The sequence below is a fragment of the Xanthomonas sp. DAR 34887 genome (assembly GCF_041245805.1).
Taxonomy (GTDB): Bacteria; Pseudomonadota; Gammaproteobacteria; order Xanthomonadales; family Xanthomonadaceae; genus Xanthomonas_A; species Xanthomonas_A tesorieronis.
The window spans coordinates 1405353-1417984 of sequence record NZ_CP162490.1 but is presented as its reverse complement, the minus strand read 5'-3'; the positions used below and the strand labels follow the sequence as shown (position 1 = coordinate 1417984).

Sequence of the window (12632 nt, the reverse complement as noted above, 5' to 3'; positions counted from 1 at the left end):
CGCGCGCCGGCGAGCCATGCACCGCGATGCGCTCGCGCCCTGACCCGCAAGCGCGATGCCGCGCGTGCCGTCGCGTCACCGGCAGGCGTCGCCCTTGGCGAATTCCATGCCGACCAGGCCGCGGATGAAATAGGCGAACCTGGGATCCCAGATCGCGTTGTGTTCCTGGATCAGCGCCTTGTCCACGCGCACGTTCAACAGCGGCACCCATGGCTGCGGCGCCGGCGCCGCGTTGGGCGCCAACGCGATTCCGCCCAGCGCGAACGCGCCGGTCCCGGCCCTGAAGCCACCCCAGGTGCGCGCCGCCGCGGTGAACGCCGCCGGGGTCAGCGCGGTTTGCGCCGTCGCATCCGGCAACACACGCAGCCGATAGTGGGAAAATGGCGCATACAGACCGTACGGCGTGGTGATCCGTTCCGCTTCGTCCGCGCTCGCCACCGCCAGCCGCTGCGGATAGAACAGGCGCATGCCGCGCGGGAATTCCCTGGACAGCGCGGTGTCGGCGTCCGAGGTGAAGCTGGCCATCGCCAGCGGCTCGCAGGCAGGGAACGTGGTCTGCGCGACCGTCTGGTGCAGCGCCACGAACTGCTCGGCCTCGATCGCCGGATTGAGCAGGATCACCAGATCGCCATACGCCTTCTGCCTGGGCGCCTGCGGATCGGCGATGGCGGCGACGATGCGGTCCTTGACCGCGGTGAACAGCACGCCACCGCCGAAGCTGTGCCCGATCAGCACCAGGCGGCTTTCCGGCGCAGCGCGGCGCAGTGTGGCCAGGCGCTCCAGCACGCCGCGCACGCCCTGCACGCCGGTGGTCAGCCCCAGCTCCTTTTTGTCCCGGTACGAAAGCAGTTCGAGCAGGCTGTTGTCCGAGGCCTTGGCCTGCCACCCCAGGTACACGCCGACCACCGCACGCCGCTTGCCCACCGCCAACACCTGTTCTTGCGCCTGCAACTGGCGCAGGAAGGCCTTGAAGGCGATGACATTGCCGTCGCTCTGTGCCGCGTTGTGGTTCCAGCCATGGATGAACACCACCAGCAGCTGGCGCTGCGGCGGCTGCGCCGAGGCCGTGGCGATCTTGCCGATGACATCGTCGATGGACGCTGGATCGTAGGGCGTACCGTTCTGGTCGAACTCGACGAAGGCCAGCGCCGGCGCCGGTGCCGTGCCGTCGCCGTCCAGCACGATGAACTCTGCCCCCTTGCACTCGCCGCTCAGCGACGAGGCCTCGTGGCAAATCGTCCGCTGCGTGCGCTGCTGGCCGTAGCTGCTGCAGCCGGCCAGAAACGCGCATACCAGTGTTGTCGCCACCATTCGGTTCATGCCGCGCTCCTTGAGAGGTCTCCATTGCCGTCGGCACGTCCGCATCGCCCGCTGCATTCGCCGCAGACACTGGCGCTAAGTCCGCACCACCCTGGTTGAACGCAGACCGGGACCGGAACCGGCCATCGCCGGCGCAACCGCCAAGCGGTGTGCCGGCAAACGGGGTCTCGGGCACGCAGCACAGGGCATGTGAATAATTTGTGCAGTGCCGCTTGGCGGCGCTCGAACCCAGAACTATGATCCTGGTCGCAGTCGTAATGTGCGCCAGGGGAAGGCGATCACGTTCCTGGGGGGAACACGCAATGAACCGTATCGTCATGGCCGCACGTCCGGCCCTGGTTTCGCGCGACATCGTCCTGGCCGCCGTGCTGGCCTGTCTGTGCGCGCTGCACCTGGCCTATTTCCTGCGCAGCGGCGCGAGCGAGTGGCACTGGGCGCTGAGCGCGGCCGGCCTGGCCTTGATGGGGATCAAGGCCGGCTTGCGGCCGACGCCAACGGCACGTCCGTCGCTGCGCGGCCTGCGCTCGCGCACGCCGCTGGACTGGGCCGCCATCGCCGGCGGCCTGCTGGTCGTGGCCAGCGCCGCCGCCTGAGTCACCCGGGCAGCCGGCGCCACGCGCAAAGGGCATCGGCCCGGCACGATGCCATCGCTGCCGCCCGCACATGGCACATGGCCGCGTGCTATTCGGGTTCGTGTGCCGCTGGCATGCGCACTGCGATATGCGCGCTATGCGGCGCGGGCAGCGGTTCCCACCCGCGTGGCCAGGCGCCGAAACGCTTCCCGCTGGGCGTCATCGGTGAACCACGACATGGGCACCAGCTCGAACAGCAGGTCGTTGTGGTACAGCAACAGCAGCTGCGCGTTCTCGCGATAGCGGACATAGTCGGTCCAGGGATGGCGCGTCCGTCCACCCGCCCACGAGACCTCGATCTCGGTCTCATCCCAGGCATAGGTGATGACATGCCGCAGCGTGGCCTGCTGCGCATGCAGGCGCCGCACCTTGCGCGGCAGTATCCACGCGCGCGTGATGCCAAGGCCGATCAACCCACCGCCGCCTCCGCCGATCAGCATGGCGCCGAACACCGTGGCCTTGGACGGCAACGACAGCACCAGCACCAGCCCGACCAGCAAGGCAACCGTCAGCACCGCCAAGGCGCGCCGCAGCTGGTGGCGGGTGTGCAGGCGTTGCGCGGCCAGATAGTCGTCCACACTGATGATGCCGCTGATCACGGTTGCCTCCCAGCGTCTCCGGCTTGACGCCACAGCTTAGCGGAACGGCATGCACACGCGATGCCGCACGGAACGGCGCGCTACGCGCCCTCGATCAACTCCATCCACCCCTGCTCGGCCTGCGCCAGCTGCTGCGCGGTGGCTTCGCGGTCGCGGCCCAGCACCGCCATCTTTTCCGCGTCGGCGTAATGCCTGGGATCGGCGAGCTGGCGGTCGAGCTCGGCCAGCGCCGCTTCCAGTTCGCCGACGCGCTTCTCGGCGGCGGCCAGCTTGTGCGGGTTCGGCGGCTTCTTCGCCGGCAGCGGCTTGACCGGCGGCGGCGGGGTCGGCGCGGCCTCGGCCATCTTCTGCTTGGTGCCCTGCGCGGCGGGGCGGCTGCGCAGCCATGCCGCGTATTCGTCCAAGTCGCCGTCAAACGGCTCGACCACGCCATCGGCCACGCGCCAGAAGGTGTCGCAGACCAAGCCGATCAGGTGGCGGTCGTGCGAGACCATCACGATCGCGCCGTCGAAGTCGCTCAGCGCCTCGGCCAGCGCCTCGCGCATCTCCAGGTCCAAATGGTTGGTCGGCTCGTCCAGCAGCAGCACGTTCGGCTGCTGCCAGGCGATCAGCGACAGCGCCAGGCGCGCGCGCTCGCCACCGGAGAAGCCGTCCACCACTTCGAACGCGCGGTCGCCGGGGAAGTTCCACTTGCCCAGGAAATCGCGGAACGCCTGGATCGACGCGTCCGGGGAAATCTCGCGGAAATGGTCGATCGGCGACTGCCCTTCGTGCAGCGACTCCACCGTGTGCTGGGCGAAGTAGCCGATGCGCAGGTCCGGGTGCGCGCTGCGCTCGCCGCTGAGCAGCGGAATCTCGCCGACCAGGCTCTTGACCAGGGTCGACTTGCCGGCGCCGTTAGGGCCGAGCAGGCCGATGCGATCGCCCGCTTCCAGGCCGAACCCGGCCTGGCGCAGGATCACCTCGCTGCCGTAGCCGCAGTCGGCATGGTTGAGCCGGATCAGCGAATGCGGCAGGCGGTTGGGCTGCGCGAACTCGATGCGGAACTCGCGCTCGGCGCGCACCGCCTCGGTGCCGGCCATCTTCGCCAGCCGCTTCATCCGGCTCTGCGCCTGGCTGGCCTTGCTGGCCTGCGCCTTGAAGCGGTCGATGAAGCTCTGCAGGTGGGCGCGCTCGGCCTGTTCCTTCTCGTGCGCGATCTGCTGCTGGCGCAGCTGCTCGGTGCGCTGGCGCTCGAAATCGGTGTAGCCGCCGACGTACAGCTTGGCGCCACCGCCATGCAGATGCAGGGTGTGGGTGGCGACGTTATCGAGGAATTCGCGGTCGTGGCTGATCAGCAGCAGGGTGCCCGGGTACTTCAGCAGCCACTGCTCCAGCCACAGCACCGCGTCCATGTCCAGGTGGTTGGTCGGCTCATCGAGCAGCAGCAGGTCGGAGGGCATCATCAGCGCCCGCGCCAGGTTCAGCCGCACCCGCCAGCCGCCGGAGAAATCCTTGACCGGACGCGAATGCGTCGCCGCCGGGAAGCCCAGGCCGTGCAGCAGCTTGCCAGCGCGCGCGGTGCCGTCGTAGCCGCCGACCTCCTCCAAGCGTACGTGCGCTGCGGCCACCGCCTCCCAGTCCTCGGCGGCCAGCGCGGCGGCCTCGGCCTGCAGCGCCGCGGCCACCTCGGTGTCGCCGCCGAGCACGAAGTCCAGGGCCGGATCCGGCAGCGACGGCGTTTCCTGGGCGACGCTGGCGGTACGCAGCTTGCCGGGCAGCTCCACATCGCCCTTGTCCGCCTCCAGCTCGCCGCGGATCGCCGCGAACAGGCTGGACTTGCCGGTGCCGTTGCGTCCCACCACGCCCACGCGGTAGCCGGCATGCAAGGTGAGGTCGACGTTGGACAACAGCAGCCGCTCGCCGCGGCGCATGGCGAAGTTTCTGAGGGAAATCACGGGAAGGGGGGCACTCGACGTTCGAGGCGGCAGTGTAGCCGCTTCGCCACGGATGGCCCACCCCGGACCCGGGCAGCGGCCGGCCAACGCCTCTGCCGCGCAGGGCCCGGGTCCGCCCCTCCGGACCCGGGAACTGGACCCAATACCGTTTTTGTATACGCGGCCAGATGAAAAAAACATTTCAATCGGGATGACGCATTGCTGCAACGCAGCATGCGCGTCTGCCTTAGGCACTCAGACCCATGCCACCCCCCCAGCCACTGGAGTCTCCGTACGATGAAGCATCGCCCGCTCCCCCTGGCCAGCGCCATCCTGCTCGCCCTCGCCTCCGGCACCAGCGTCGCCCAGCAGGACCCCGCGCCCAAGACCCTGGACAACATCATCGTCACCGGCACCCGCATCGCCGACCGCACGGTGGCCGAATCGCAATCGCCGATCGATATCATCGGCCCGGAATCGCTGCAGGCGACCGGCGCCAGCGACCTGGGCAGTGCGTTGGGCAAGCTGCTGCCGTCGCTGAACTTCCCGCGCCCGGCGATCAACGACGGCAACGATGCACTGCGCCCGGCGACCCTGCGCGGCCTGTCACCCGATGCGGTGCTGGTGCTGGTGGACGGCAAGCGCTACCACACCACCTCGCTGGTCAACTACAACCCGTCGGTCGGCCGCGGCTCGGCGCCGGCCGATCTCAATTCGATCCCGATGTCGGCGATCGCGCGCATCGAGGTGCTGCGCGACGGGGCCTCCGCGCAGTACGGCTCCGATGCGATCGCCGGGGTGATCAACATCGTGCTCAAGCACGGCGCCAAGCCCGGCAGCAACAGCGTCTCGGTCAACGGCGGCATCATGGACAAGGGCGACGGCGCGCAAAACGGCGTGGACGGCTCGTACGGGCTGGCCTTCGGCGGCGCCAGCGACGGCGAAGCGCCCGGCTGGGTGCGGCTGTCCTGGAACTACCAGAACGCCATGAACACCAACCGCGCCGAGAACACCGACAAGGCCACCACCCTGCCCGGCGCCGACAATCCCAGCGGCATCCCCTACCAGCGCTACGGCGACCCCGCGGTCAAGACCTACCAGGGCCTGCTCAGCTTCGGCTATGCGCTGACCCCGCGCATCGACCTGTACGGCTATGCCAATTTCAGCCGCCGCGAGGTGGTGTCCAACGGCTACTACCGCGCCTGGGACAACAGCGACCGCAACGTGCAGGCGATCTATCCCAACGGCTTCCTGCCGCAGATCTACAACCCGTCCAACGACCGCGCCGCGGTGCTCGGCCTGAAGGGCAGCACCGACAGCGACTGGAGCTGGGACGTCTCCGCCGACTACGGCGAGAACGACGTGACCTTCAACCTGCTCAACACCATCAACACCAATCTGTACTGGACCACCGGCGCCTCGCCCACCCGCTTCAATGCCGGCGGCTTCCGCAATCGGCAGGGCGTGCTCAATGCGGACTTCAGCAAATCCTTGGACTGGGGCCTGGCCTATCCGGTCAACCTGGCCTTCGGCGCCGAATACCGGCAGGACAAATACGCGGTCCGCGCCGGCTCGCCGGACTCCTACTTCTTCGACCCGACCACGATCAATCCGGACACCGGTAGCGCCTATCCCGGCGGCTCGCAGGTGTTCCCCGGCCTGTCGCCGGCGGTGGCCGGCGACTTCGAGCGGCACAGCAAGGCGGTCTATGCCGATCTGGAGGCCGACCTGAGCGAGAGACTCTCCGGCGGCCTGGCCGCGCGTTACGAGGACTACAGCGATGCCGGCTCCACCCGCTCCGGCAAGCTGTCGGCGCGCTACCAGCTCAGCGACGCCTTCGCCCTGCGCGGCACCATCTCCAACGGCTTCCGCGCGCCGTCGCTGGCGCAGCAGAACTACGCTTCGGTGGTGACCCTGCTGCAGAACGGGCAACTGACCCAGATCGGCACCTACCGCACCTCCGACCCGGTGGCCATCGCGCTCGGCGCCAAACCGCTGACCCCGGAAAAATCCAGCAACTACAGCATCGGCGCGGTGTGGCAGGCCGGCACCGACTTCAGCTCCACCGTGGACCTGTACCAGATCCGCATCTGGGACCAGATCCTGTATTCGGACCAGCTGTCGCTGGCCGTGCCGATCGGGCAGGTCACCGCGGTGCAGTTCTTCGTCAACGGCGCGACCACCCGGACCCGCGGCGTCGACTGGGTGAACAACTATCTGCTCGATCTGGAGCAGGCCGGCAGGCTCAACCTGAGCCTGAGCGCCAACTACAACAAGACCGAGATCCTGGAGGTCTCCGATCCCAACTTCCGGCGCGCCAGCCAGGGCCTGCTGACCGACGCCACCCCGCGCACCAAGTACGTGCTCAGCGCCGAATGGACCCTTGCCGGCTGGAGCGTGCGCGGCGATGCCACCCGCTACGGCGCGGTCACCCGCCGCGGCGACAACGACGACGGCAGCCAGGACCAGACCTTCGCCGCACGCTGGCTGTTGAACCTGTCCACCAGCTACACCTGGCGCGACCTCACCTTCAGCGTGGGCGCGGACAACCTCACCAACCAGTATCCGACCCGTTCGGCGCCGAACAACATCTACGAGGATCGCCCCAGCGGCCTGCAGTACTCGTCGCTATCCCCGTTCGGCTTCAACGGCCGCTACTGGTTCGGCCGCGTGAGCTACCGCTTCTAGCCTCGCAACCGCCGGACCTGGCACAGGCCGCCCGCCCCGATGAAGCGAGCGGCCTGTGCCATTGGGGCGGTGCCACCACTCCGCTTAGAACCGAAATGCATAAGAACATGCTGAGGCATGCTGCACTGCCGCGCGATTGTTAAACAATAATAACGATTCCCGGGGCAGGCCCGCATGGCCCGCGTCGCACAGCGACCGCCCCCTTTGCCGTTTCGGCATCCGCTGGAGTTTCCATGAACCGTCCGTTGTCCCTGTTGGCGAGCGCCGTGCTCGCCGCCCTCGCCGCCCCTCCGGTCCTGGCCCAGGCCACCCCCGATACCCCGAGCACGCTCGACACCGTCATCGTCACCGGCACCCGGGTCAGCGACCGCACCGTGGCCGAGTCGCAGTCGCCGATCGACATCATCAGCACCGAAGCGCTGCAGTCCACCGGCACCTCGGAGCTGGCCACCGCGCTGTCGCGCGTGCTGCCTTCGCTGAACTTCCCGCGCCCGGCGCTGACCGACGGCACCAGCGGCATCCGCCCGGCGCAGCTGCGTGGGCTGTCACCGGATCAGGTTCTGGTGCTGGTCAACGGCAAGCGCCGCCATACCTCCGCGCAGATCAACGTCAACGGCAGCATCGGCCGCGGCGCCTCGGCGGTGGACATCAACGCGATCCCGATCGCGGCGATCGAGCGCGTGGAAGTGCTGCGCGACGGCGCCTCGGCGCAGTACGGCTCCGACGCCATCGCCGGGGTGATCAACATCGTGCTCAAGGGCTCCAGCGAAGGCGGCAGCCTGGCGATCGACCACGGCCAGTATTCGGCCGGCGACGGCGCCAAGTCGCAGCTCTCCGGCGACGCCGGCGTCGGCTTCGGCGATGGCCGCGGCAGCCTGCATGTGGCCGCGCAGATCAGCCAGCAGGACGAGACCAACCGCGCCGGCCCGTACCAGGGCACCGCGCCGAACACCGGCAACTACCCGGGCATCGGCGAGACCACCTTCGTCTACGGCGATCCGCAGGTCGACGCGACCGCGGTCTCGGCCAACGGCGAGTTCCGCTTCAGCGACCACGTCACCGGCTACGCCACGGCCATCGCCAGCAACCGCGACATCACCTCCTTCGCGTTCTACCGCTCGCGCAACCACAACGGCCAGAGCGCGCTGCTGGCGCAGACCTATCCCGAGGGCTACGTGCCGCAGATCGAGCAGTACTCCAAGGACCGCTCGCTGGTGGCCGGGCTCAAGGGCACCACCGAAGGCGGCTTCGGCTGGGACGTGAGCTACAACTACGGCTACAACAAGATCGACTTCAACACCCGCAACAGCATCAACTACAGCCTGGGCACCGACAGCCCGAGCAGCTTCTACGACGGCGCGCTGGAGTACACCCAGAACATCGTCAATGCCGATTTCACCCAGCCGCTGGAATGGGGCCTGGCGTATCCGGTGACGCTGTCCTTCGGCGCCGAGTACCGCCAGGAGAAGTGGAACCAGTCGCCCGGCGAACTGGCCTCCTACACCGGCACCACCGGTGGCGCGCAGGGCTTCGCCGGCTTCTCGCCGGCCAACGCGGTGCACTCGGACCGCCACAACTACGCCGTGTATGCGGGGCTGGAAGCCGACTTCACCGACAAGTTCTCCGCCGGCCTCACCGGCCGCTACGAGGACTATTCGGACTTCGGCAGCAAGAGCTCGGGCAAGCTGTCGGCGCGCTACGCGTTCACCGACAAGGTGGCGCTGCGCGGCACCGTGGCCAGCGGCTTCCGTGCCCCGTCGCTGGCGCAACAGCAATACCAGGCGGTGACCAGCAGCTACATCAACGGCAGCTTCTTCGAATCGGGCACCTTCCCGGTGGACAGCGCCGTGGCCCAGGCGCTGGGCGCCGCGCCGCTGAAGGCAGAGACCTCGCTGTCCTACAGCCTGGGCCTGGTGCTGCAGCCGGTCGAGCGCCTGTACGTGACCCTGGACGCGTACCAGATCAAGATCGACGACCGCATCCTGCTGTCCTCCAACCTCAACGACGCCGCGGTGCTGGCGCAGCTGCGCAGCCTGGGCTATTCCAACGTCACCAGCGTGCGTTACTTCAGCAACGCGGCCGACACCCGCACCCGCGGCGTCGACCTGGTCGGCACCTACACCATCCCGTTCGCGTCCAGCGCGCTGGACCTGACCGCCAGCTACGGCTACAGCAAGACCGAGATCACCCACGCGGTGCAGCAGCCGCAGGCGCTGGTGGACATCGGCTCGACCCAGACCACGCTGGGTCGCGACGAGATCGGCCGCCTGGAAGACAGCTTCCCGAAGGACAAGATCATCCTCAGCGGTACCTGGAAGCTGCAGCACTGGGACTTCAACCTGGCCGCCACGCGCTACGGCGATTTCACCGTGCGCAACTCGGCCAGCGCCGCCCGCGACCAGACCTACGACGCGAGCTGGGTGGTGGACGCCTCGGCCAGCTTCAAGCCCAGCGATAATTGGACGCTGACCCTGGGCGCGGACAACCTGCTCGATCAGTATCCGGACAAGACCAGCAACCTGGTCAACTCCACCTACGGGATCCTGCCCTACAGCAACTACTCGCCGTACGGCTTCAATGGCGCGTACGTGTATGGGCGGATCAACTACCGCTGGTGATCGCCATCGCATCGCGCCCTGCGGCGCGATACGTGAACTGCACCACACCCGAAAGGCCCCGCACTGCGGGGCCTTTCGATTTTGTCTACAAACACGTCAAAGGGCGGCATCGATTCTGCCGCAAGTGCCGCAGCGGTCGTTGCAAATGCAACAACGCAAACGGGTTTAACAGAACATTGACACATCCGACATATGCCGGTAACCCATGGCCGCAGCCGCAACATTCGCCATAGGCGCAACACCCGGGAGGGGGTGATGGCGAATGCGGCGGCGCCGACTCTTCCCCCATCTTGGAGCCGTCCCGCCAATGACCCGCACGTTCAGTCCTCTCGCCACTGCCGTCGCCCTCGCCCTGACCACTTCCGCAACGCCTGCGCTCGCGCAGAGTTCCTCCTCCAGCGCGCAGACACTGGATACGGTGATCGTCACCGGCACCCGCGTGGCCGATCGCACCGTGGCCGAATCGGCTTCGCCGATCGACATCATCTCGCCGGAAATGCTGCAGTCCACCGGCACCACCGAACTGGCCACCGCACTGTCGCGCGCGGTGCCATCGCTGAACTTCCCGCGCCCGGCGATCACCGACGGCTCCGACGCGGTACGCCCGGCGCAGCTGCGCGGGCTCTCGCCCGACCAGGTGCTGGTGCTGGTCAACGGCAAGCGCTACCACACCACCGCGCTGGTCAACCTCAACGGCGCGCAGGGCCGCGGCTCGTCGCCGGCCGACCTCAACACCATTCCGATCGCCGCGGTCGAACGCATCGAAGTGCTGCGCGACGGCGCCTCGGCGCAGTACGGCTCCGATGCCATCGCCGGGGTCATCAACATCGTGCTCAAGGGCAGCGGCGAAGGCGGCAGCATCGCTGCGCGCTACGGCAAGTACAGCGCCGGCGACGGCGAGCAGTACCAGCTGTCCGGCGACGCCGGGGTCAAGTTCGGCGAGAACGGCAGCGTGCATTTCGCCGCGCAGGCCGGCCACCAGGACCAGACCGATCGCGCCAAGCCGTACCAGGGCGAAGTGCAGCAGCGCTACGGCGACCCCGACGTCGACCAGGGCGCGTTCTCCTACAACGGCCAGTACAGCCCGGCCGAGTACCTGACCTTCTATTCCTACGGCATGCTCAGCCGCCGCGAAGTGCTGTCCAACGGCTATTTCCGCTGGTCCGGCGACAACCGCAACCGCCCGGAGATCTATCCGAACGGCTTCCTCCCGCAGATCTACAACGTCAGCAAGGACGTGTCCTGGGTCGGCGGCTTCAAGGCCAGCACCGAAGGCGGGCTGGGCATCGACATCAGCTACAACTACGGCCGCAACAACCTCAGCTTCGAGGTCAAGAACAGCCTCAACAACAGCCTGGGCACGAGCAGCCCGACCGACTTCTATGCCGGCACCCTGGAAGTCACCCAGAACCTGCTCAACGCCGACTTCACCAAGTCGCTGGACGTCGGCCTGGCCTACCCGGTCACGCTGGCCTTCGGCGGCGAGTGGCGCGGCGAGAAATTCAACGAATCGCCGGGCGACGTGGCCTCCTACGTCAACGGCGGCGTGCCCTCGGCCAACGGCACGCTGCTGCCGGGCGCGCAGGTGTTCGCCGGCTTCAAGCCCAGCGATTCGGGCCACTACGACCGCAACAGTTACTCGGCCTACGTGGACCTGGAAGGCGACATCACCGACAAGTTCTCTGCCGGCCTGGCCGGGCGCTACGAGAACTACAGCGACTTTGGCGACACCGGCACCGGCAAGCTGTCGCTGCGCTACGCGTTCACCGACAAGGTCGCGCTGCGCGCCACCGCCTCCACCGGCTTCCGCGCGCCGTCGCTGCAACAGCAGTATTTCCAGTCCATCGCCACCAACTTCATCAACGTCACCCAGCCCGACGGCAGCATCACCGCCACGCCGTTCGAGATCGGCACCTTCCGCACCGACAATCCGGCCGCCGTCGCGCTCGGCGCCGAACCGCTGAAGGCGGAGAAGTCGAAGAACTACGGCCTGGGCCTGGTGCTGCAGCCGGTCGATGCGCTGTACGTCACCGTCGACGCCTACCGCATCGACATCGACGACCGCATCGTGCTGTCGGAAAACCTGACCTCCACCGCGGTGCGCAATTACCTGCAGGCCAACGGCTATGCCGGCATCGGCGGCGGACGCTACTTCACCAATGCGATCGACACCAAGACCCAGGGCGTGGACGCGGTCGGCACCTACAAGATCGCGCTGTCCAACAGCAACCTCGATCTCACCGCCGGCTACAACTACAACAAGACCGAGATCGAGAAGATCGCCGAGAACCCGGCGGTGCTGGAAGCGATCGACCCGACCGCGGTGCGTATCGGCCGCGCCGAGATCGGCCGCATCACCAAGGGCGCGCCGCGCGACAAGTTCTTCCTGAGCAGCGTCTGGGCGCCGGGCAACTGGTCGTTCACCGCCACCGCCACGCGCTGGGGCGAGTTCACCGACTTCGGCACCACCGCGGCCGCCGACCAGACCTATGCGGCGAAGTGGACGCTGGACCTGGCCGCCAGCTACAAGCTGGGCAACTGGGACTTCACCATCGGCGGCGACAACGTGCTGAACGAATATCCCGACCAGTCGCGTGCCGGTGCCGGTACCCGTACCTACCTGCCTTACAGCACGTCCTCGCCGTTCGGGTTCAACGGCGCACTCGCCTACGCCAACGTCAACTACAAGTGGTAATGCGCCAGATCGAGATCGATGCGGCACGAGCCGCCAAATAGGAAAAGCCCCGGTTCGCCGGGGCTTTTTTACAGGCAAGCCACGCGCAGGCGGCGATCGCGAGTTAATCGGCGCTCGACGGCCACCGATTAACGTTGGCGGTTAGCACAAATCAAGAACTGCAG

Annotated in this window: 7 protein-coding genes; 4 read left to right on the top strand and 3 right to left on the bottom strand. The window is 67.6% G+C overall.

Going from position 1 to position 12632, the window contains the following annotated elements; all coding sequences use genetic code 11:
- Window positions 1-75: 75 nt before the first annotated feature.
- Window positions 76-1320: an alpha/beta hydrolase gene (locus AB3X08_RS06010; protein ID WP_369936908.1), complete on the bottom strand. Its 1245-nt coding sequence runs from the start codon at window positions 1318-1320 to the stop codon at window positions 76-78.
- Window positions 1321-1622: 302 nt separating this feature from the next.
- On the opposite strand from AB3X08_RS06010, the gene AB3X08_RS06005 reads away from it, so the two are divergent.
- A complete protein-coding gene (locus tag AB3X08_RS06005; protein WP_369936907.1) occupies window positions 1623-1913 on the top strand; it encodes a hypothetical protein in 291 nt (96 codons plus the stop codon).
- A 134-nt stretch (window positions 1914-2047) separates the two neighbouring features.
- Here the strand turns inward: AB3X08_RS06005 and AB3X08_RS06000 are convergent, their stop codons facing one another.
- Window positions 2048-2551, bottom strand: a complete 504-nt coding sequence (locus AB3X08_RS06000; RefSeq protein WP_369936905.1) for a YcxB family protein — start codon at window positions 2549-2551, stop codon at window positions 2048-2050.
- An 80-nt stretch (window positions 2552-2631) separates the two neighbouring features.
- Window positions 2632-4488: an ABC-F family ATP-binding cassette domain-containing protein gene (locus AB3X08_RS05995; RefSeq protein WP_369936904.1), complete on the bottom strand. Its 1857-nt coding sequence runs from the start codon at window positions 4486-4488 to the stop codon at window positions 2632-2634.
- Window positions 4489-4764: 276 nt separating this feature from the next.
- On the opposite strand from AB3X08_RS05995, the gene AB3X08_RS05990 reads away from it, so the two are divergent.
- The 3 genes from AB3X08_RS05990 to AB3X08_RS05980 all read left to right on the top strand — a co-directional run bounded on the left by AB3X08_RS05990 (window position 4765) and on the right by AB3X08_RS05980 (window position 12468).
- Window positions 4765-7155, top strand: a complete 2391-nt coding sequence (locus AB3X08_RS05990; RefSeq protein WP_369936903.1) for a TonB-dependent receptor plug domain-containing protein — start codon at window positions 4765-4767, stop codon at window positions 7153-7155.
- Between the two features lie 233 nt (window positions 7156-7388).
- Entirely contained in the window at window positions 7389-9773 is a 2385-nt protein-coding gene (locus tag AB3X08_RS05985; protein ID WP_369936901.1) for a TonB-dependent receptor plug domain-containing protein, read from the top strand.
- Between the two features lie 307 nt (window positions 9774-10080).
- Window positions 10081-12468, top strand: a complete 2388-nt coding sequence (locus AB3X08_RS05980; protein WP_369936900.1) for a TonB-dependent receptor plug domain-containing protein — start codon at window positions 10081-10083, stop codon at window positions 12466-12468.
- Window positions 12469-12632: the final 164 nt, after the last annotated feature.